Annotated in this window: 17 protein-coding genes; 6 read left to right on the top strand and 11 right to left on the bottom strand. The window is 72.4% G+C overall.

What is annotated here, in order from left to right; genetic code table 11:
- The first annotated feature begins 23 nt into the window (after positions 1–23).
- Both MUY22_RS41940 and MUY22_RS41945 read left to right on the top strand, forming a co-directional pair.
- Entirely contained in the window at positions 24–1,853 is a 1,830-nt protein-coding gene (locus MUY22_RS41940) for a RiPP maturation radical SAM C-methyltransferase (RefSeq protein ID WP_247052840.1), read from the top strand.
- Positions 1,854–1,920: 67 nt separating this feature from the next.
- Complete coding sequence (locus tag MUY22_RS41945) at positions 1,921–2,322, top strand: DUF6294 family protein (RefSeq protein WP_247052842.1); 402 nt, start codon at positions 1,921–1,923, stop codon at positions 2,320–2,322.
- Positions 2,323–2,365: 43 nt separating this feature from the next.
- Here MUY22_RS41945 and MUY22_RS41950 read toward each other — a convergent pair whose 3' ends face one another.
- Positions 2,366–3,199: a leishmanolysin gene (locus tag MUY22_RS41950; protein ID WP_247052844.1), complete on the bottom strand. Its 834-nt coding sequence runs from the start codon at positions 3,197–3,199 to the stop codon at positions 2,366–2,368.
- Between the two features lie 206 nt (positions 3,200–3,405).
- On the opposite strand from MUY22_RS41950, the gene MUY22_RS41955 reads away from it, so the two are divergent.
- Both MUY22_RS41955 and MUY22_RS41960 read left to right on the top strand, forming a co-directional pair.
- Positions 3,406–4,896 (top strand): PKD domain-containing protein, encoded by a 1,491-nt coding sequence (locus MUY22_RS41955; RefSeq protein ID WP_247052846.1) that lies wholly within the window; start codon positions 3,406–3,408, stop codon positions 4,894–4,896.
- A gap of 20 nt (positions 4,897–4,916) precedes the next feature.
- Positions 4,917–6,392: a PKD domain-containing protein gene (locus MUY22_RS41960; RefSeq protein WP_247052848.1), complete on the top strand. Its 1,476-nt coding sequence runs from the start codon at positions 4,917–4,919 to the stop codon at positions 6,390–6,392.
- A 75-nt stretch (positions 6,393–6,467) separates the two neighbouring features.
- Here MUY22_RS41960 and MUY22_RS41965 read toward each other — a convergent pair whose 3' ends face one another.
- Complete coding sequence (locus tag MUY22_RS41965) at positions 6,468–6,992, bottom strand: hypothetical protein (RefSeq protein WP_247052850.1); 525 nt, start codon at positions 6,990–6,992, stop codon at positions 6,468–6,470.
- Between the two features lie 98 nt (positions 6,993–7,090).
- Here MUY22_RS41965 and MUY22_RS41970 point away from each other — a divergent pair, with 98 nt between their 5' ends.
- On the top strand, positions 7,091–7,858 hold the full coding sequence (locus MUY22_RS41970; protein ID WP_247052852.1) for a Calx-beta domain-containing protein: 768 nt from the start codon (positions 7,091–7,093) through the stop codon (positions 7,856–7,858).
- On the opposite strand, the gene MUY22_RS41975 is transcribed toward MUY22_RS41970, so the two are convergent.
- Positions 7,842–10,844, bottom strand: a complete 3,003-nt coding sequence (locus MUY22_RS41975) for a BTAD domain-containing putative transcriptional regulator (protein WP_247052854.1) — start codon at positions 10,842–10,844, stop codon at positions 7,842–7,844. The genes MUY22_RS41970 and MUY22_RS41975 overlap by 17 nt on opposite strands.
- Before the next feature lie 164 nt (positions 10,845–11,008).
- Here MUY22_RS41975 and MUY22_RS41980 point away from each other — a divergent pair, with 164 nt between their 5' ends.
- Positions 11,009–12,646, top strand: a complete 1,638-nt coding sequence (locus tag MUY22_RS41980; protein WP_247052856.1) for a vWA domain-containing protein — start codon at positions 11,009–11,011, stop codon at positions 12,644–12,646.
- A gap of 329 nt (positions 12,647–12,975) precedes the next feature.
- Here the strand turns inward: MUY22_RS41980 and MUY22_RS41985 are convergent, their stop codons facing one another.
- The 8 genes from MUY22_RS41985 to MUY22_RS42020 all read right to left on the bottom strand — a co-directional run bounded on the left by MUY22_RS41985 (position 12,976) and on the right by MUY22_RS42020 (position 20,259).
- Positions 12,976–13,650 carry a fasciclin domain-containing protein gene (locus MUY22_RS41985; RefSeq protein ID WP_247052859.1) on the bottom strand — a complete coding sequence of 225 codons (675 nt, stop codon included), beginning with the start codon at positions 13,648–13,650 and terminating at the stop codon, positions 12,976–12,978.
- Between the two features lie 300 nt (positions 13,651–13,950).
- Entirely contained in the window at positions 13,951–15,147 is a 1,197-nt protein-coding gene (locus MUY22_RS41990) for a cytochrome P450 (protein WP_247052861.1), read from the bottom strand.
- 14 nt (positions 15,148–15,161) lie between these two features.
- Positions 15,162–16,019: an acyl-ACP desaturase gene (locus MUY22_RS41995; protein ID WP_247052862.1), complete on the bottom strand. Its 858-nt coding sequence runs from the start codon at positions 16,017–16,019 to the stop codon at positions 15,162–15,164.
- A complete protein-coding gene (locus MUY22_RS42000) occupies positions 16,016–16,885 on the bottom strand; it encodes a cyclopropane-fatty-acyl-phospholipid synthase family protein (RefSeq protein ID WP_247052863.1) in 870 nt (289 codons plus the stop codon). The genes MUY22_RS41995 and MUY22_RS42000 overlap by 4 nt, the downstream gene beginning before the upstream one ends.
- Positions 16,882–17,157, bottom strand: coding sequence for an acyl carrier protein (locus tag MUY22_RS42005; protein ID WP_247052864.1), 276 nt, complete (start codon positions 17,155–17,157; stop codon positions 16,882–16,884). Before MUY22_RS42005 ends, MUY22_RS42000 begins: the two co-directional genes overlap by 4 nt.
- Positions 17,154–17,684 (bottom strand): PaaI family thioesterase, encoded by a 531-nt coding sequence (locus MUY22_RS42010; RefSeq protein ID WP_247052865.1) that lies wholly within the window; start codon positions 17,682–17,684, stop codon positions 17,154–17,156. Before MUY22_RS42010 ends, MUY22_RS42005 begins: the two co-directional genes overlap by 4 nt.
- Positions 17,681–18,550: a ferritin-like domain-containing protein gene (locus MUY22_RS42015; protein WP_247052866.1), complete on the bottom strand. Its 870-nt coding sequence runs from the start codon at positions 18,548–18,550 to the stop codon at positions 17,681–17,683. Before MUY22_RS42015 ends, MUY22_RS42010 begins: the two co-directional genes overlap by 4 nt.
- Complete coding sequence (locus MUY22_RS42020) at positions 18,547–20,259, bottom strand: AMP-binding protein (protein ID WP_247052867.1); 1,713 nt, start codon at positions 20,257–20,259, stop codon at positions 18,547–18,549. The genes MUY22_RS42015 and MUY22_RS42020 overlap by 4 nt, the downstream gene beginning before the upstream one ends.
- Positions 20,260–20,339: the final 80 nt, after the last annotated feature.

The raw sequence follows: 20,339 nt of genomic DNA on the forward strand, positions 1-20,339 counted from the left end.
ACCGCGAGCAGGGGAGCAAGACCATGACCGCAGTGCCGGCCGTTCTCGTGTCGATGCCGTTCCTGGAGGTCGAGCGGCCGTCCATCCAGCTCGGGCTGCTCAAGGCGATCGCGGACCGGCACGGGCTCCCGGTGCGGACCCTGCACCTGAACCTCGACTTCGCCGTCCGGATCGGCCTGGACTACTACCGATCCCTGGCCGAGCACCGGGGCCGGCAGCTCGGCGACTGGCTGTTCTCGGTCGAGGCGTTCGGCGACGCCGCGCCCGATCCGGACGGGAAGCTGCTCGCGGAACTCGGCACCGAACTGTCCTACTTGGACGGTCCGGCGGAGTCCGCGGCGGCCCGGCTGCTGAGCACGCGCGAGCACGACGTGCCCGCGTACCTCGACGCCGTCGCCGGGGAGTTCGCCGGGGTCCGGGTGGTCTGCTTCAGCTCGACGTTCCAGCAGAACTCGGCGTCGTTCGCGCTCGCCCGGCGGCTGAAGGAGCGGCACCCTGGCATCATCACGGTGTTCGGCGGCGCCAACTTCGAGGGCGACATGGGCCGGGAGCTGGTGCGGTCGGTGGACTGCGTCGACTTCGCCGTCCTCGGCGAGGGTGACGTCGCGTTCCCGCGGCTGCTGGCCGCGCTCGCGGACGGCACCGACCCCGGCGCGGTTCCCGGCGTCGCCCGGCGCGCCGGGAACGACGTCGTCGCGACCCCGCCCGAGCCACCGCACGACCGGCTCGACGACCTGCCGGTGCCGGACTACGGCGAGTACTTCGCCCGGGCGGCGCGGCTCGGGCTGCCCACCGAGCACGTCACGATCCCGTTCGAGTCGGCCCGCGGCTGCTGGTGGGGCGCCAAGCACCACTGCACGTTCTGCGGGCTCAACGGGACCACCATGCGGTTCCGCGCCAAGTCGCCGGCCCGGGTGCTCGCCGAGCTCGACCGGCAGGCCCGGCGGTACCGCACCTTCCGGTTCGACGCCGTCGACAACATCCTCGAACCGAGCTACCTCAAGGAGCTGTTCCCGGCGATGACCGAGGGGGCCCGGGACTACGAGATCTTCTACGAGGTCAAGGCCAACCTGACCCGGGCGCAGCTGAAGGTCCTCGCCGCGGCGGGCGTCACCCGGCTGCAGCCGGGCCTGGAGTCGCTGAGCTCGGAAGTGCTGCGGCTGATGGACAAGGGGGTCCGGGCCGCGCAGAACGTCAACCTGCTGCGCTGGGCCGGGTACTACGGGATCGCCGTCGGCTGGAACATCCTCTGGGGGTTCCCGGGCGAGACGGCCGAGGCGTACGCGGCGCAGGCGGCGGTCGTCCCGGACCTGCTCCACCTCCAGCCGCCGGCCGGCGCGGACCGGGTCTGGCTGGAGCGCTTCAGCCCGCTGTTCACCCAGCCGGCCCGGTTCCCGCTGCGGCGGCGCGAGCCCGAGCCCAGCTACCGGCACGTCTACCCGTCCACAGTGGACCTCGACCGGGTCGCCTACTTCTTCGACTACGAAACGGAAGCCGCGCTCGACCCGGATGTCTACGCCCCGCTGGGGGACGCGGTGTCGGCGTGGACGGCGGCGTGGCAGGCGGACCGGCGGCCGGTCCTCGTCTACCGCACCTCCCCCGGCTTCCTGCAGATCTACGACGGCCGGCCGGACCGCACCGGCACCCACACCTTCCACGACGCCCTCGCCGGCATCTACCTCGCCTGCGTCGACCGCCCGCGCACCGCCGCGGCCGTGCACCGCGAGCTCGGTCTCACCGCGCCGGTCGCCGAGGTCGAGGCCGTGTTCCGCGAGTTCGCCGCGCGCGGGCTCATGTTCCTCGACGAGAACCTGGCCCTGGCCTTGGCGGTGCCCGCCACGCGGGGCCGGTGACGCGTATCAAGGTCGCGTTCCGCGCCTCTGTCCAGCGGCAGCAGTGCATCGAGCGGAAGGCAGTGTCATGGATCCCTCGACCATCGTGGCGGCGGCGAACGCCGCCGCGGAACGGCTTACCGGCTGGACACCGTGGGAGTTCACCTGGGGGTTGATCAAGAAGGGCGACTGCACGATGTTCGAAGGGGCCAAGTGGACCCTGTTCCCCAACGGCACCGCCACCTTCGACGGCACCGTGACCAGCGGGGACGATGACGACGCGTGGGTGATCTGGCACGTCGACCTGCTGGACGCCGACTGGGCTGTCCTGGGTTCGCTGGCCACCGAGCACCCGATCGGGGGCGACTGGCGCAAGTTCGTGCAGAACATGCCGAGCAGCGCGGAACGCTACCGGTTCCGCGCCTGGGCGAGCTTCGAAACCGGGCTGTGGAACGACATCGCCCACCTGAAGATGTATTCGAGCTGTTGAAGCGGTGGCCGGTTCCCCGGTCCGGGAACCGGCCACTGTGGATTCAGGCCTGCAGCGCGGTCCGCGGCAGCTCGGCCGGCACCGGCGTCACCGCGAACGCGTGCACCGCGAAGCGGGCCGCGGGGCCGACGGCCACGGGCAGCTCGTAACCGTCGGCCGCGTCGACGTCGACCTGGTAGCCGAGGTCGCCGAGGGCGGCGACGGTGACCCGGCTCAGCGGGTTCGGCGCCGGGTTGACGAAGCCGGTCATCAGCTCGTCGCCGAAGGTCTCCTCCCGCCAGTGGACGTCCGCGGTGCCGGGCCCGCCGGTGTTCTCCACGGGCACCCGCACCGGGTCGCCCGAGCCGCCGCGCAGCTTGTGGTACTCGGCCATCGCGCCGGGCCCGGCGAACGTCGGGTCGGTGGTGCCCTTGCCGACCAGCAGGCCCTTGGCCGCCCAGAGCGAGCCGACGCCGATGACGTGGCCCATCTCGTGGGTGATCACGTCGCCGAGGATGCCCTCGGCTTCCATCTTGGCCAGGTCGACCTTGTCGAAAGTCATCTCGCCGCGGGCCGGCAGCAACGCCGAGGGCTCGGGACCGGCCGGCCGCACGTGGGTGATGTGCGCCTGACCGAGGATGTGGCCCGCGCCGTCGATGTCGGCGCCCTTGGCGACGATCAGCACGTCGTCGATCGCCTCGCCGTCGACCACGACCGAAGGCAGGTCGCCGACGATCACCTCGGCCCACCGGTCCGCGGCCGCGGCGAAAGCGTCCACCTGCGACTGCGTCAGCCCACCGGCGAACCGGACGGTGACGGTGAACGGCGACGTGGTCCCGGCCAGCAGCAACGCGCGCTCGGCGTCGGCCCTGGCGTGGTGGATCCCGTGTTCCGGCATGATCGTTCCTTCCCCATCGGCGAGTGGTACCGATCGGATGCCGGAACGGCCGGGGAAATACACCGCCCGGCGAACGGCGGGGCGCGCCGTTACGGCATCCGGCGTAATTCGCGCGAAGTCGGTCACGCCGGACGGGGTGCCGTCGATACGTCCGGCAGGGGATCTTCGTCATGGGGGCGGGGGCGTTTCACGAGGGGGAGCACTTCGTGCTGTATTCATTGCGATCACGCGGCCGTGTCGCCGTGGTCGGGGTGCTGATCGCGGCGGTGGCCGTGGTGGCCCCGGGCGTCGCGCACGCGGCGGCACCGCCGGCCAACGACGACTTCGATACCGCGGTGGCCGTCACCTCCCTGCCGTTCACCACGCAGGAGGACACCGGCGCGGCCACCAAGACGAGCGACGACCCGGGCTGGTGCTCGGGGTACGTCGCGGCCGGGTCGGTCTGGTTCAGCTACACCGCGACCCAGGACGGGCTGCTGCGCGCCACGACGGCCGGCAGCGACCACCGGACGATCCTGTCCGCGAACACCGGCCCGCGCGGCCGGCTGCAGAGCGTGGCCGACGCCTGCGACTACGGGACCGACCCGGCCATCACGCTCCAGGTGACGGCCGGGACGACCTACTCCTTCCTGGTCGGGGGCCTCGACGCGCCCGGTGGCGCGCTGTCGTTCGCGCTCGACGCGGTCGCGCCGGCGGCCAACGACGCGTTCGCGGCCGCCGAGCCGGTGACCGCCCTGCCGTTCACCCGGCAGGCGGACCTCTCGACCGCTACGGCCCAGGCCGGCGAGCCGGACTCGAGCTGCGTGGGAGACGAGGGCATCCCGTCGGTCTGGTACTCCTACCCGGCCTCGGACACGGCGCGCTCGGTCACCGCGCGGGTCGACGGGTCCTACGCCGCCGTCACCGTGTACGCCGGGAACTCGCTGCCGGACCTGACGCAGGTCACCTGCGGGCGGAGCGGCACCGGCACGGCCGTGTTCCGTACGAGTCCCGGCACCGGCTACTTCCTGCGCGTCACCGCGGTGCACCGCGGCTACGGGCCGGTCCAGCTGGTCGTCGACGAGGCGCCGCCGCTCCAGCCGAACGTGTCCGTGTACCCCTCGAACCCGACGGTGTTCGACAACGCCGGCTTCTCCGCGTCGTCGTGGAACTCGATCGACCTACCGCTGACCGGGACGTGGGACTTCGGCGACGGCGTGACGGCTCCGCTCGGCACGGAGACGGTGTACCACCGCTACGCGGCCGACGGCGTCTACTCCGCCACGCTCCACGCGACGTCCCCGGACGGGCGCACCGCGACGGTGACCCAGCCGGTCACGGTGACCACGCACGACGTCGGGATCGCGAAGTTCACCACCCCGGCGTCGGCGCGGCAGGGCGTCAGCAAGCCGATCTCGGTGGACGTGAGCAACACGCGGTACGCCGAGTCGGTGACCGTCGTGCTGTCCAAGCGCACCACGGACTACTGGGCCGAGGTCGGCCGGCTGACCCTGCAGGTGCCCGCGCGGGCCACCGGCAAGGTCCGGTTCCCGTTCGCCTACACCTTCACCCCCGACGACACGCTCGCCGGGAAGGTCGCGTTCCGCGCCGAGGTCCAGCTGCAGTACCCGGTGACCGACGCCGTCCCGGCGGACAACGAGGCGATCTCGATCGCCACGACCGTCAAGCCGCCCGCCTCGCGCATCGTCGCCGTCTGACCACTTCCAGGGGGAACAAGATGAAGCTGTCCGCCCGTCCACTGCTCGCCGGTGTCGCGGCCCTCACGGCCGTGCTGCTGGCGCCCGGGGTCGCCCACGCGGCCCCGCCGTCCAACGACGACTTCGGCTCCGCCACCGCCGTCACCGCCCTGCCGTTCACGGCGAGCCAGGACGTCACCGAGTCGACCAAGGCGGCCGACGACCCGGCGCCGTGCGGCACCTACACGACGTGGACCGTCTGGTACGACTACACCGCGGCCGCGGACGCGTTGGTCCGCGTGACGCCGTCCAGCACCGGCTCCACGCGGCCGTTCGTCGCGGTCTACACCGGTGACCGCGGTGCGCTGACGCAGGTGCCGGGCGCCTGCGCGACGTGGAGCTACCCGGGGACCGCGACGTTCCACGCGACCGCCGGCACGACCTACCACGTCATGCTGGCCCAGCAGTACAACCAGGGCGACCTGACGGTGGGCTTCACCACCGTGCCGCCGGCGCCGAACGACGACTTCGCGGCGGCCGCGACGGCCGCCGTGCCCGGGGAGTACGCCGGCGACCTGACCGTGGCCTCGGCCGAACCCGGCGAGGTCGCGCCGAGCTGCGACCCGGACGCCGACCGGTCCGTGTGGTTCCGGTTCACCCCGGACCGCACGCGGTCGGTGAGCGCGCTGGCGATGTTCGACTGGGGCCCGGGCATCACGGTGTACCGGGGCACGTCGGCGGACTCGCTGTCCGAAGTGGACTGCGTGGCCTCCGGCGACCGCCGGGCCGCCGTGTTCACCGCCGTCGCCGGGGAGACGTACCAGATCCGCGTCGCCGACGACGTCGATGCCGCGTCCCTGTTCGACATCCGGCTCGAGACGGCGCCGCCGCTGGCGCCGTTCCTGAACTTCTACCCCAACAACCCGTCGGTGTACACGGACGTCACACTGGCGCCGTACTCGGGCGACAGCCTCGGCCGGCCCTTCGTCAGCGGCGAGGTGCGCTTCGGCGACGGCGGCTCGGCCCCCATCACCGGCGCCGACATCCGGCACCGGTACGCCGCGGACGGCGAGTACCGGGTCGAGGTGACCGGCACGACCGCCGACGGCCGGACCGGGACCGGCTTCGACACGCTGAAGGTCGACACGCACGACGTGGCGCTGTCGGACTTCACCGTGCCGGCGACCGCGCGGGTGGACCAGACCAAGCCGATCAAGGTGTCGGTCGCGAACACCCGCCACGACGAGACGGTGACGGTCACCCTGTACCGGCTGGACGAGCAGGGCTACGACCAGGAGATCGGCCACCTCAAGCAGTGGGTACCGGCGGCCGCGGGCCGCAAGGTGGTCTTCCCCTTCGCCTACACATACACGGCGGCGGACGCCGCGGCGGGCCGGACGTCGTTCAAGGTGGTGGCGACCATCGAGAACGTCTACTCCGGCGACGCCCGCCCGGAGGACAACCAGCTGCTGGCGTCGACGACGGTCCGCGCGAAGAACGCGGTCGCCATGAGCTGACGTGACCCGGGAGTGGTGTTCCCCGCACCGGTGGCGGGGAACACCACTCCCGGCCGGCGCGCCTGGTCCACGGTGTCACAGCGGCGACGGCCCGCGCTTCCCGAGCCACGCACGCAGTTCGCCGAACCCGGCACCGATGAGCGTCGTTTCGATGAAGGACACGCCGCCCTTCTCTTCGACATCGACGCTCAGCAGCGAATCCACCTCGGGGTCGAACGCGATGAACCCGTCGGTCATCCACTCCCCCACGGCACGCGCGAGGTCGCCCGCCACGAGGTCGGCCCGGACCCGGATCCAGCCCGCGTCCGGGGCATCCATGACGACCACGTGGACATCGACCGAGGGGAACGCCGCGGATCCGCATGCTTGCAGGGCGGCGACGAACTGCCGTTTCGCCGGCCACCGTTGGATGATCCGGCCGGGCGACGGACCAAGCCGTTCGAACCTCTCGCCGAGCCCCGTCGACTCCTCGAACCCGCACCACTCACCGGCCAGGTGCTGATCTCGGCTCTCGAAGGCGGCGGTGATGGCGGTCCGAGCCCTTTCGGCTTTCCACTTCCAGCGGGCCGACGCCGCGCGACTCGCCAACTCCTCCGCCACACCGCACACGGTGTCACAACCCGGCCACAACCGGGGTGCGGTACGCCATACCCCGGCGGCGCGCTGCTCCCGTGCGCCCGGACCCAAGGGTGGCTCGCATGGGATCAGCGGTGCTCGCGGCGGTCGTGCTCCTGCTCGGCCTGGTGCCCGTGCCGGCCGCGGACGCCGCCCAGGGGTGTGGTCCCGCGGCGGTGTCGGTGGCCGACCGGACGCTCTACGAGGGCACTCCCGACCTGAATCCCGGCTACACCACCTTCAGCTTCACCGTGTCGGTCTCCTCGGCCGCGGGCTGTGTACCCACCGGCACGGTCTCCTACAAGACCGAGGACGGCTCCCCCGGCGCGACCAGCCCCGCCGACTACGTCCCGGTGAACGGACGCCTGACCTGGAGCGGCGAGGCGAGCTCGCGGACCGTCTCCGTCCAGGTGGTCAAGGACGCCGTCCCGGAGCCGAACGAACCCTTCCTGCTGCGCCTCTACGACCCCGTGGGCGTGACCCTGGCCGACGACCTCGCCGCGGGTGGGGTGCTCGACGACGACGGGGCCGGCGGGCCGCTCGTGGTCGTCTCGACCGACGGCGGGAAGATCTGCTGGAAGGTCTGCGCGATCGGCGTGCGCGTCAGCACCCCGGTGCGGGCGCCGGTGACCGTGCACTACCGCACCCTGCCGGTCGGCGACGGCGTCCCGGCGTACGTGCCGGTGAAGGACGCGACCCTCACCATCCCGGTCGGCGCGAGCGGTGGCGACGCCGTCGTCAAGCTCCTGGACACCCAGAGCGAGTCCCATTTCGTGCTGGAGTTGTTCTCCCCTTCGGCGGGCACGCTCGGCAACGCGCGGACGGAGGTGACCATCAAGCCCGGCGGTTAGCCACCTCACGGGCTTCGGCCGTCGCGTTGGCCTGGGTGTACAACGCGGCGGCCGTGGCCCACTGCCGGGCCGCGTCCGCCGGGCGGCCGAGCCGGGCCTCCAGCTCGCCGAGGTCGCGGTGCAGGTGTGCCTGCTCGTAACCGTCGGGCACCGTGGCCCGCAGCGCCAGCCCGCGTTCCAGGTGCTCCCGCGCAGCGGCCAGGTCGCCCGCGCCCAGCCGGGCGCGGGCGAGGTGTTCGAGCGCCGACGCCTCCCCGTGCCGGTCGCCGACGTCGCGGCTGAGGTCCAGCGCCTGCCCGAAGTGCGCCAGCGCGACGGCGAAGTCGCCCTGGCCGAGGTGGGCGCGGCCGGCGTCGAGCAGCGACTCCCATTCGAGCCAGCGGTCGCCGATCGCCCGGCTCACCGCGATCGCCTCGCCGAGGTGGGCGAGCGCCGCCGCGTGGTCGCCGCGCTGCAGGTGCGCCTCGCCCAGCGTGTCGAGCGTGGCGGCCTCCAGACGCGCGTTGCCGAGGTCGCGGAACGTCGCCAGCGCTTCCGTCAGCGGGTCGAGGCTTTCCCGCGCGCGGCCCATCCGGACGTAGGTGTGGCCGAGGTTGCGCTGGGACAGCGCGTGGCCGAAGTCGTTGCCCGCCTCGGCGTTGCGCGCCACCGCGAGCCGGTGCGAGGCGATGGCCTCCTCGAAGCGGCGCAGCTCCGCGTAGGCGTTGGCGGTGTTGTTGTGGATGTGCCCCTCGCCCTGGACGTCGCCGGCGGCCCGGGCCGTCCGCAGCGCGGCCGCGTTGGTGTCGAGCGCCTCCTGCAGCCGCCGGGTCATGAAGTACGCGACGCCCAGCGCCCGCAGCATCTCGGCTTCGGCCAGCGGGTCGCCGATCTCGGTCGCGGCGGCCGCGCCCTGGCGGCACAGCTCGACGCGCGTGTGCCAGTGCCCGGCGGTGTCGTAGAAGCTGGTCAGCAGGTACGTGAGCTGCCAGGCGGCCTCCGGGCGGCCGTGTTCGCGGGCGAACCGCACCACGGGCAGCAGGTTGTCGCGCTCGGCGGTGAGGAAGGCCAGCGCGGCGTGCCGGTCCGGCCCGACCGGCACGGCGGGCGCGGCGTGGCGCGGCACCGGCGTCACGAGGTCGCGGTTCGGGTCGAGCGCCCGGTTCGCCGCGGCCGCGGCCAGCAGGTACCAGTCGACGAGCCGGTCGCCGGTTTCTTCGCGGGCGGACGCGGGTTCGTCGGCCCGGGCGCGCTGCCGGGCGAACTCGCGGATCAGGTCGTGGAAGCGGAAGCGGTCCGCCCCCGCGGCCGTGACGAGGTGCGCGGTCGCCAGCCCGGCGGTCGCGCGGTCGCCGTCGCCGGCCGTCATCCCGCACAACGCCGCCCCGAGCGCGGTGGTGAACGTGGCGCCCGGGCTCAGCGCGACCCGGCGGAACAACCGGGCCTGCGCGTCGCCCAGCGGGAGGTACGCGGTGGCGAGCACAGCGCGGACCGTGCGTGAATCCCCTTCCACCGCAAGGGTGTCGAGCCGGCCGGCCCCGGCCAGCTCGGCGGCGAGCTCGGCCAGCGGCCGCTTCGGCGTGCCCACCAGCCGGGCGGCCGCGATGCGCAGCGCCAGCGGCATCCCGCCGCACAGCCGCGCGACCCGGGCGGCCGGCCCCGGCTCGCGCTTCACCCGGTCGGCACCGAGGACGCGGTTCAGCAGCGCGAGGGATTCGGCGTGCGCGAAGGCGTCCAGGGCGACCGGGTGCACCGCGTGGCGGGTGCTCAGCGCGGCGAGGGTCTGCCTGCTGGTGATCACCAGCAGCGCCGGGCCGGTGCCGGGGATCAGCGGGAGGACGTCGTCGAGGCCGCGGGCGTTGTCCACCACGACCAGGCACCGGCGCCCGTGCAGCAGCGAGCGGTACAGCGCGGCGCGCTCGGCCGGGTCGCCGGGGATGTTCTCCTCCGGCACGTCCAGGCCGCGCAGCAGGTGCGCGAGCGCCCGGGACCCCGGCATCGCCTCGGCCGCGTCCTGGCCGCGCAGGTCGAGGAACAGCTGCCCGTCCGGGAAGCGGGCCGCGACGCGGTGCGCCCAGTGCAGCGCCAGGGCGGTCTTCCCCATGCCCGCGGCACCCGAGATCACCACGACCGGGCGATCGCCGTCCTCGAGGGCCGCGTCCAGCGACGCGAGTTCGTCGTCGCGGCCGGTGAAGTGGCCGACGCCGGCGGGCAGCTGCGACGGCCCGGCCGCGGCGGCCCGCGGCTCCAGCTCGTGGTCGCGGCGCAGGATCGCCGTGTGCAGGGTGAGCAGCTCGGGACCGGGGTCGACGCCGAACTCGTCGGCCAGCCGCCGCCGCAGCCGCTGGAAGGCGTCGAGCGCGTCCGTGTGCCGGCCGCAGCGGTACAGCGCGAGCATGTGCAGCCCGGTCAGCCGTTCCCGGGTCGGGGCCGCGGCGAGCAGGCGCGGCAGCTCGCGGACGGCGTCCTCGTGGTGGCCCAGCCGCAGCTCGGCGTCCCAGAGGTCCTCCACCGCCGAGAGCCGCAGCTCGTGCAGGCGGTCCACCTCGCGCAGGCCCCAGCCGGACAGCGCCGCGTCGGCGAAGGCGTCCCCGCGCCAGAGCGTCACGGCGGCCCGCAGGGTCGTCGCCGCCCGCTCGACGGCGCCCGCCGCGAGGTCCGCCGCGGCCGCGCGCACCTGCTGCTCGAACCGGTGCGCGTCGACCGTGGCGGGCGGGACGGTGAGCAGGTAGCCCGGCCCGCGGGTGACCAGGACGGCCGGGAAGCCGCAGACGTCCAGGGCCTGGCGCAGGCGCGCGACGTGGCTGTGCAGCGTCTTGACGGCCGTGCGCGGCGGGTCCTCGCCCCACAGGACGTCGACGAGCCGCGGGATCGGCAGCACCGTGCCCGCGTGCAGCGCCAGCACCCCGAGCACGACCCGCTGCCGCGTTCCGTGCAGCGTGGCGAGCCCGGCCGGGCCCACGGCTTCGACCGGGCCCAGCACGCGCAGTTCCCCGGGTTGGGACACCCCCCAGCTCCTTCCCGCGCCGAAACGGCTCAGCGAGCGTAACCACGCGGATGCGGTGCGAAAACAGCCAACCAGCTGATCTGCGCGCGAGCGACAACCGGTTCACAACCACGCGGGGCGACGCTCGGTGGCAGTCCAGCCCCCACTCCCGTGAGGAAACCCCGATGAGCACCACTCTGCGCCACCGGCGCCGCAGACCGTTCGCCGCCGCGCTCGCGGTCGCCGTCGCGGCCACGTTCCTGCCCGTGTTCACCGCCGCCGCCACCCCGGCCGTGGCCCCGGCCCCCACTTCGCCGTGCGGGCCGCTCGACGTCACCTTCGTCATCGACGACACCGGCAGCATGGGCCCGGCCCTGACCAACATCAAGAACGAGCTGGGCAACATCGCCACCGCGGTGCAGTCCAACTCCGGCAACGACTACAAGCTGGGCCTGGTGACGTTCAAGGACAACATCACCGTGCACAGCGACCTCACCGCGCTCAACCTGGCCACGGTCACCCCGCAGATCAACGCCCTGACCGCGACCGGCGGAAACAACGAACCCGAAGCCTCCGACGAGGCGGTCAACACCGCCGTCAACAACCTGCCCGCCACCGGGCGGCCGCAGGTCGGCAACTTCGCCGGCGTCTGGCGCAGCAACGCGACGAAGATGGTCATCCTGGTGACCGACGCCCGCCCCGGCGGCTTCGACGACGCCTTTGCGGCGGCCGACCAGGCGAACGCCCACCTCCGGGCGGTCCAGGCGGCGACCAAGGGCATCAAGATCTCGTCGGTCTACGTGCAGACGAGCACGGCCTACCCGGTCATCCCGACGATCATGCAGGACTACGCCACCACGACCGGCGGCACCTACGCCGCCACGCCCGCCAGCGGCGCGGGCGCGGGGACCGCGATCCTCGACGCGCTGAAGAACTGCCGCAAGACGGACGTGTTCATCAAGGACGCCGCCGCGGACACGGGGGTCGCGCCGCACGCGCTGAACCCGATCTGGACGAGCCCGGACATCAAGGTGTGCGCGTCGCTGCCGCCGTGCGCCTCGATCAACCCGGTCGTCGGCGCGACGAACTACGTCGTGGTGACGCTCAACAACCCGGGCCCGTACGGCTCCGGCGCGTCGACCGGCCACGTGGAGGTCTCCTACACCGCGCAGGGCGGCGCGGCCCTGTGGCCGACGGACTGGGTCCCGGTCGGCTCCTCGGCGACGGTGACCGTGGCCCCGGGGTCCGTGCAGGTCCCGGTCGTGTGGGCCGGCGTCCCCGGTCCCGGCCACTTCTGCCTGCTGGCGCGGTGGATCTCCGCGACCGACCCGATGACCTCCCCCGAGCTGCCCGGGTCGAACACGCTCACCAACACGCGGAACAACAACAACATCGCGTGGCGCAACGTCGACACGATCAAGCTCAAGCCCGGCGTGGGCACCACCCACCCGTTCACCCTGGGCAACCCGGTCGCCGATCGGCTGACCACGGACCTGGTCTTCACCCAGCCCGGCAAGCCGTTCGCGGGCGGGCCCGGCACGGTCGTCGTCGACCTCGGCAAGGTGCTCGCCGAGCGCTGGCGCCAGAGCGGCCAGAAGGGCGTCGGCGTCCGGCCGGTCGGGGACACGCAGGTCGAGATCGTCGACCCGCGGCAGGCGACGCTGCAGGGCCTGGTGATCGAGCCGAAGGAACGCCTCGAAACCGCGGTGACGTTCACCGCGACCGACGCGGCGGCCGGCGGTGAGTTCGTGTTCCGGATGTCGCAGTCCGACGGCAAGGACGACCTCGGCGGCGTCGAGTTCCAGCTCTCCACCGAGCAGTAGGAGATGATTCCGAAGGCCACCTCGGGCGCGTCCCGAGGTGGCCTTCGTTTTCGTTGCCGGTAAGCACTTCACGGCCGGCGAGACCGAGGGCCGGCCGCCGGCCCTGCCCTGGAGTGAACCGGCAGAGCCGGCGACCGGCGGAACGCCGCCGCTTCGGCGTCCCCCGGCGGCGGATCTCCTGCAACCCGCCGCCAGGCCGGACACCACGAGGTCGCGTCACCTCGTGGATGCGACGCGACCGCCGCGGCTCCGAGTTGGCGGAGCCGCGGCGGCCTGCTGTCACCGGACCACCCGCGCGGGAGGGGTGAGGTGGCCCGGGAGATCCGGTGTTACTTGTTGGTGCCGGGGGTCAGCACCTTGTCGATGACGAAGACGGTGGCGTTCTTGGTGGGGATGTTGCCGCAGAGGATCTTCGCGCCGTTGACGGTCATGTTGTCGCCGGTGCCTTCGATCTTCAGCGGCCCACCGGCGGCGTTGAGCGAGTCGAGCGTGCCGGCGGACGCGAGGCCCTTGGCGTCGTAACGCTTGCCGACGACGTGGTACTGCAGGATCGGCGACAGCTCGGCCGGCTTGCCCGCCAGCTCGTTGAACTTGGCGTCACCCAGCGCGGCGAAGGCCGGGTCGGCCGGCGCGAACACCGTGATGGCCGGCGCGCTGTTGAGGGTGTCGACCAGGTTGGTGGCCTTGACCGCCGCAACGAGCTTGGTCAGCAGCGGGTTCGTCGACGCGGCCGACGCGACCGGCTGCGGGCCCATCGAGTCCAGCGAACCGGGCGAAGAGCCCTGCGGCAGCTGCGAGCAGGCCGGGCCGAAGACGTCGGCGTTGGTGGTCACGCCGTCGGTGGCGCCGCCGGCCGGCGCGGCGGCCGAGGAGGACATCGGGGCCGGCGCGGACGCGCTGCTGCTCGCCGAGCCCGAAGAGGCGGTGTCGTTGCTGCTGCACGCGGTCAGGGCCAGCGCGGCGACCGCGGTCAGGCCGATACCGGCGATACGAAGCTTGCTCATGCGAAAATCACTCCACGGATTGCGGCGGCGAGGACAGTCCACTGTGGATCTGCCCGGGGAACTGGCGGTGGTTCGGCGCTCCCGCCGGACCGGATCGGCCGATCGGCGGAGAACTTCACCCGGCTCGTTCCCGGGTATGCCTTCCATTCGCAGCCGTCGCGCCGCCGGACAGGTCGCTTTCGCCATCTCCCTCGATCGAGTGAAGGAAGGCGTCGCCGCGCGGCCGTGTACCTGGGCGAGTACACGACGATGACCAGCGGTCGGTCACCTACCGGCTGGATCGCCGCCTTCGCGCGCGGCTCAGTGCGCGAGGTCCAGCGGCAGCCGTTCCAGCCCGCGGAAACTGACGTTGGGCCGCCAGCACAGCTCCTCGCCGGTCAGCTCGATCACGCGGTAGCGGTCCAGCAGTGCCCGGAACACGGTCGCGGCCTCCATCTTCCCGAGTGCCGCGCCGAGGCAGTAGTGCGGACCACCGCTGAACGCCAGGTTCTTGATCCCGGTCCGGGTCACGTCGAGGCGTTCCGGGTCGGCGTAGCGCTCCGGGTCGCGGCAGGCCGCGCCGAACAGCAGCATGACCTTCGAGCCGGCGGGCAGTGCGACGTCGTCGAGCACGACCTGGTCGTCGAGCAGCCGCGAGGCGATCTGCACGGGCGCGTCGAAGCGGGTGATCTCGTCGATGGCGCCGGGGATCAGCTCGGGGTGCTCGCGCAGCAGCTTCAGCTGCCCGGGGTGGCGCAGCAGCGCGAGCAGGCCGTTGCCGATCAGGTTCACCGTGGTCTCGTGGCCGGCGACGAACAGGAACAGCACGTTGGCGATGATCTCGTGGTCGGTCAGGCGGACGCCGTCCACTTCGGTGTGGGCGAGCAGCGACAGGATGTCGTCGCGCGGCGTGGCGCGGCGGCGGTCGAGCTCTCCGGTGACGTACGCGCGGAACTCGGTTTCCGCCCGGTTCAGCTCGGCGACGTCCGCGGCCGTGATCGCCGGGTCGATCACCCGGCTGATCTGCTCGGTCCAGCGCCGGAACCGGTCGCGGTCGTCCGTGGGGAGGCCGAGCAGGTCGCAGGTCACGGTGACCGGCAGGGGCAGCGCGAGGCTCGCGATCAGGTCGGTGCGGCCCTCGCCGGCGGCGTCGAGCAGCCGGTGCGTCTCGGCGGCCACGCGCGGGCGCAGCCGGTCCACGGCGGCGCGGGTGAAGACCTTGCCGATGACGCCGCGGATCCGCCGGTGCGCGGGCCCGTCGAGCATCAGCAGCCAGCTCCGGACGCTGCGCACCAGCGGGCTGTCCAGCCCGCCGCGGCGCTGGGCCCAGCTCGGGTTCCGGTAGAACTCGCTGGACACCCCGGGCGCGCGCAGCACGGCGTCGATGTCGGCGTAGCGGGAGAGCACCCAGAAGCCGAAGTCCGACCGGTGGACCGGGTCCGTCTCGCGCAGGCGCCGGTACACCGGGTACGGGTCGGTGCGCACCGCGGGATCGCGGGGGTCGAACAGCGTGGTCATCTGGTTCCCGTCCCTCAGATCGCGCGGATGCGGTGCACGAACCCGGTCAGGTCCGCCGCCGACGCCCGGCCGCTTTCACCCGCGAAGCCGGTCACCAGCCGGACCAGCGCGTCGTAGGCCTCGGTGTGGTCGTACGACGTGGCGTCGGTGATCTTCACCGACCACCGCCAGTACCCCTTGAGCGTGTCGGCCAGCGGCATCCGGAACGTCGCGAGCACGTCCTTGAGGTCGGGCACCGTCGCGGCGAGGCCGTGCCGGCGGATGTAGGCGGTGACGAGCTCGCTGTAGAACGCGAAGTGCCGGGCCTCGTCGCGGGCCAGCCGGTGCAGCAGGGAGCGCAGCACGGGCTCGGTCGCGACGGCCTTGAACCGCTGGTAGAACAGCTGCGTCGCCTTCTCCTGCACCAGGGTGTAGGTGAACGCCTGCACCGGGGTCTCGTAGGGCAGGGCGAACTTCTTGCTGCCCTCCTGCGCGAGCTCCCACATCAGGGTGTCGGGGTCGCTGATGCCCGCCTCGATCTGGTAGCGCGTCAGCACCGACGCGTGCCGCTCCTCGTCGTTGGCCCAGGAGATCAGGAACCGGAAGTATTCGCGGTTGAAGCAGAACTCCTCGATGGCCTGGTCGCCGCCGGACACCGGGAACGCCTGGAGGAAGTAGGTGAGGTAGCCGGGGATGTGGTCCTCGATGAAGGTGATGAACCGGACCACCGAGCAGTCGGTCTCGGTGAGTTCCTCCGGCCGCAGGGACTCCCACGGCAGGTCGTCGACCGACCACTGGCGGGTGCCCGCGCGGCTGACGGCGGCCCCGGCCAGCCGGCGCATCTCGGCCGGGTCCAGGTCCGCCGGGGCACCGGACGCGTCGGGCTGGTTCATGGCGCCTCCGTGGGGCCCATCCGGGACTTCACCGCGGTCAGGGCGTAGTGCTTGGTGGTGTACCCCCAGCCGGCGTTGGCCGTCTGCAGGTACCGGATCAGTGGCTCGCTCATGCCGGGCGCCACCTGCTCGACGCGGTCGCGCGCGGCGTGCACGCGCTCCTCCCACTGCTCGATGGTGCGGTGGTAGTGCGCCGTCAGGTCGGTGAGACCGGTGAGGCTGAACCCCGCCGATTCGAGGGCTTCCAGCAGCACCGAGGCCGGCACCATGTCGGCGAACCCGAAGATGTCCTCGGTGACGTGCACCGTGCCCGGGCGCCGGGAGAACTCGCGGTAGGTCTCGTGGTCGCGGAAGCAGCTCTCCGAGACGTACAGCGATCCGTTGCGCCGCAACAGGCCGCGGACCTTGCGCAGCACCTCGGTCCGGTCCGGCATGTGCACGATCGAACCCAGCATGGTCACGGCGTCGAAGCGCCCGGCAGGCTCGACGTCGGTGAACGAGCCGGGCACCAGGGTGATCAGCTCGGCGACGCCGGCCTCGGCCGCGCGCGCCCGGATGTACCCGGCCTGCGGGCCGGACGGCGTCACGCCGGTGGCGTGGCAGCCGTACTCCTGGGCCATGAACAGGATCAGGCTGCCCCAGCCGCAGCCGACGTCGAGCAGCCGTTCCCCGCCCTTCAGACCCAGCTGCCGCGCGACGAAGTGCAGCTTGTTCGTCTGCGCCGTGTCGAGGTCGGTGTGCTCTTCCGCGTACAGCCCGGCGCTGTACTTGAGGCGGCGGTCCAGGTAGAGCGCGAACAGCTCGGGCGGCAGCTCGTAGTGCTTGTTCGTCGCCTCGCGGGCCTGCTGCGGGGTCGTCGCGGTCATGACTCGGCCAGGTCGCCGCCGATGCCCTTCTGCACCAGCGTGACGAGCTCGTCGACGGTCTTCACCGCGAAGATCTCCTCGTCCTCGAACTCGACGTCCCAGCGGCGCTCCAGCTTGGCCACCACGCGCAGCATCTTCATCGAGTCGGCGCCGGGCAGGTCCCGGAGCACGTCGGTGGCGGCGATCTCGCCCGTCGGGATCTTCAGCTCGCCGGCGAGGTACTCGGCGGTGACGGACGCGATGTCTTCGCGGGTGGCGGATTCGGCGGTCATGACTCTCCTGTTCCGTGGTCGAAGTAGTGCCGGACGCGGCCGAAGGCGGCCTCGTCCAGGTCCATCAGGGTCCGGGCCTGGTCGGAACGGATCGGCTGGAAGGTGCCGCCCGCCATGACGTGCGTCTCGGCGTCCGGCCCGGTGATCTCGGCCTCGGTGTGCAGCACCCCGTGGCCGCGGCCGGTGATCCGCGCGGTCGTCGTGTACCGGACGCCGACGCGCAGCGGCAGCAGCATCCGGCTGCGCAGGGTCACCGAGAACGCGAGCATGCCGTGCACCAGCGCGAGGGTGTCGCCCATGACCTCGTCGAGCAGCACCTGGACGATCCCGCCGTGCACGATCCCCGGGTAGGAGGCGTAGTCCTCGGAGAACACCGTCTCGGCCGCGTAGTCCCCATTGGACAGTCGCCGCATGCGCAGCTTGAGCCCGATCGGGTTGTGCGGCGAACAACCGAAGCAGTTGAAGGAAGGCTCGGTGTGCCAAGGGAATTCGATCTCCTCCCCCGGCTGGTGCGCGGCGACGGTCATCCGACCGCCGCCTCGGCCTTGAGCGACTCGTCGACGATCGCGCGGCGGACGTCCGCCATCTTCGTCAGCGGGTAGCCGGTGATCGTGGAGAAGTACTTGAACAGCTGCTCGCAGCACTTGGCCCACTCGGCGCCGTCCTCGTCGACCTCGGCGAAGTAGGCGAACATCTCGTCGATCGTCTCGTGGCCGGCCAGCTCGGGCAGGTCGCCCTTGAAGCGGCTGACGGGGTGGCGGTAGAGGTCGCGGGTGGTGCCCATGTAGATGTAGAGGGTCTCGAAGACCGAGACGAGCTCCTCGGGCCGGTCGGCCAGCTGCTGCGCGGTGTAGTGCACGAACTCGCGGGCGTGGCGGGCTTCGTCGCCGCTCGCCTTGCGCAGGATCTCGGCCAGCACCGGTTCTTCCATGCTGCGGGCGACGCACTTGTAGGCGTGGGTGGCGAGCACCTCGCAGATGACGTTGGTGGCCAGCGTCGCCGCCCGGGTGACCCCCGGCGGGTAGGCCTCGCGCATCGACGCGATCGTGCGGTGCTCGATGCTGTGCCCGGCCAGCTGCAGCCAGGTCTGGAAGGCCAGGTGGTGCTGGATCTCCTGGTAGCCCCAGATGCAGGTGAACTGGGAGAAGTCGTAGTCCGTGCCGAACTCGTCGAGCAGCCCGTGCGTCGCCGCGACCACGTTGGACTCGCCGATGATGGCGCCCTTGGCGAAGATGATGTGCTCGGGCTTCACCAGATCGGCTTGAAAGGAGTCCCAAGGGATGTGGTGCAGCTCCCACGTCGCGTGCTGGTAGTCGGCGAAGATCCTGGCGCTGTGCATTTCCTCGTCGGCCAGCAGGGGTACGCCGGCCCGCGATGTCGTCCTGTTGTTCACACCCGTTCTCCTCGGCCGTCGTGTGCGTTTTCCGGGAACATGCCGTCGGCTTCGCCGGCGGTGACGCGGCGGGCGGCGAGCACCCGCTGCCACTTGCCGCTGGTGGTGCGCGGGATCCAGCGGGGTTTCACCGGGTAGATCGCCACCCGCGCGAGGTCGACTTCGGCGGCGACGCGGCGGCGCACTTCCTCGCACACGCCGGCCGGGTCCGCCCCGGTCTCGACGATCACCCCGATCCGTTCGCCACCTTCGTCGTCGGTGTCGGAGAAGGCGACGCACCGGCCGCGGTAGACCCCCGGCACGGTCCGGGCGACGCGCTCGACGTCGTCGGGGAAGAAGTTCTGGCCGTGCACGACGACCATCTCCTTGCGCCGGCCGGTCACGTACAGCTCGCCGTCGAGCCGGAAGCCGAGGTCCCCGGTGCGCAGCCAGCGGCCGTCGAACGCGGCGGCGGTCGCCTCGGGATCGCGGAAGTAGCCGGTGGTCACCGGGTCCCCGCTGATCTGGATCTCGCCGAACTCGCCGTCGGTGGCGACCGCGCCGCTGTCGCGGACCACCCGCAGGTCGATGCCGTGCACCGCGCGGCCCACCGAGACGACCGGCTTGGCCGTCGGCGCGCTCTCGGCGACCGGCCGCGCGACGCCGGTGGCGCCCAGCTCCTGGCGGTCCACGGCGCGGACGCGCGCGGTGCTGCCGGGGTCCGGGTAGCTGATCGACAGGGTGGCCTCGGCCATGCCGTACACCGGGTACATCACGGATTCGGCCACGCCACTGGGTTTCAGGGCCTCGGTGAACCGCCGCACGGTCGCCGCGCTGACCGGTTCCGCGCCGTTGAACGCCAGCCGCCAGCGGGACAGGTCCAAGGTGGCCAGCTCCTCCGCCGGGACGCGGTCGACGAGGTAGTCGTAGGAGAAGTTGGGGCCGGTCAGCACGGTGCCGCCGTGCGCGGCGAAGTGCGCCAGCACCGCGCCCGGCCGGCGCAGGAAGGTCGTCGGGGCGAAGACGTGCACGTCGGCGCCGTTGAGCCAGTGCGACTGCAGCCCGATCAGGCCCATGTCGTGGAAGGTCGGCACCCACTGCAGGAACACGTCGCCGGCGGTGAACTCCCCCGCGATCACGCAGGACTCGAGCCCGGCCATGGTCGTCGCGTGCGGCAGCATCACGCCCTTGGGCCGGCTGGTGCTGCCCGAGGTGAACTGCACGATGGCCAGCGACGTCGGATCGACGGTGGGCAGGGCGCGTGCGTCGCCGGTGCCGCCGGGGGCGGGCGGCGGCACCAGCGTGACGCCGGTGCCGAGGCCGCGGAGCGCGTCGCCGAGGTCGGCGTGGGCGGGGTCGAGCACGAGGTGGCGCATGCCCGCGGCGGTCACGATGCGGGCGAGCCGGCGCGCGGTGTTGGCGACGTCGGCGAAGCCGGCCTGGATCGGCAGCACGCTGACCGCGGCGCCGGCGCGCCAGAGCCCGTAGATCGTGGTGAGGAACCGGGCCGCGGTGGGGACCAGCACGCCGACGACGTCGCCGGGGCGGACGCCGGCGCGGAGGAACCCGTGGGCGGCCGCGGTGGCGGCCAGGTCCAGCTCGGTGGCGGTGATCTCGTCGCCGGCGGTGGGGAATCTCGCACGGGCGTCCGGGGTGGAGCCGGCCAGCAGGGCCAGGCTTTCGCCCAGGGTCCGCCCGGCCAATCGGGCGTTGCGCTCGGGTCGCTGCACGCGGATTCCCCTCGAGTCGGCTGCGTTCTCGATGTTGGCTTTTCCCGGCTGCCAAGCAAAGCCGGCGATGGCGTTTCTGG

Origin of the sequence: Amycolatopsis sp. WQ 127309 (assembly GCF_023023025.1) — a bacterium.
Classification (GTDB): Bacteria; Actinomycetota; Actinomycetes; order Mycobacteriales; family Pseudonocardiaceae; genus Amycolatopsis.

Excerpts from the sequence above, each read along its gene's own strand:
- MUY22_RS41950 (WP_247052844.1), bottom strand. The coding sequence starts at position 3,199 with ATGCCGGAACACGGGATCCACCACGCCAGGGCCGACGCCGAGCGCGCG.
- MUY22_RS41990 (WP_247052861.1), bottom strand. The coding sequence starts at position 15,147 with ATGACCACGCTGTTCGACCCCCGCGATCCCGCGGTGCGCACCGACCCG.
- MUY22_RS41940 (WP_247052840.1), top strand. The coding sequence starts at position 24 with ATGACCGCAGTGCCGGCCGTTCTCGTGTCGATGCCGTTCCTGGAGGTC.
- MUY22_RS42010 (WP_247052865.1), bottom strand. The coding sequence starts at position 17,684 with ATGACCGTCGCCGCGCACCAGCCGGGGGAGGAGATCGAATTCCCTTGG.
- MUY22_RS41995 (WP_247052862.1), bottom strand. The coding sequence starts at position 16,019 with ATGAACCAGCCCGACGCGTCCGGTGCCCCGGCGGACCTGGACCCGGCC.
- MUY22_RS41970 (WP_247052852.1), top strand. The coding sequence starts at position 7,091 with ATGGGATCAGCGGTGCTCGCGGCGGTCGTGCTCCTGCTCGGCCTGGTG.
- MUY22_RS42000 (WP_247052863.1), bottom strand. The coding sequence starts at position 16,885 with ATGACCGCGACGACCCCGCAGCAGGCCCGCGAGGCGACGAACAAGCAC.
- MUY22_RS41985 (WP_247052859.1), bottom strand. The coding sequence starts at position 13,650 with ATGAGCAAGCTTCGTATCGCCGGTATCGGCCTGACCGCGGTCGCCGCG.
- MUY22_RS41945 (WP_247052842.1), top strand. The coding sequence starts at position 1,921 with ATGGATCCCTCGACCATCGTGGCGGCGGCGAACGCCGCCGCGGAACGG.
- MUY22_RS41960 (WP_247052848.1), top strand. The coding sequence starts at position 4,917 with ATGAAGCTGTCCGCCCGTCCACTGCTCGCCGGTGTCGCGGCCCTCACG.
- MUY22_RS42005 (WP_247052864.1), bottom strand. The coding sequence starts at position 17,157 with ATGACCGCCGAATCCGCCACCCGCGAAGACATCGCGTCCGTCACCGCC.
- MUY22_RS41980 (WP_247052856.1), top strand. The coding sequence starts at position 11,009 with ATGAGCACCACTCTGCGCCACCGGCGCCGCAGACCGTTCGCCGCCGCG.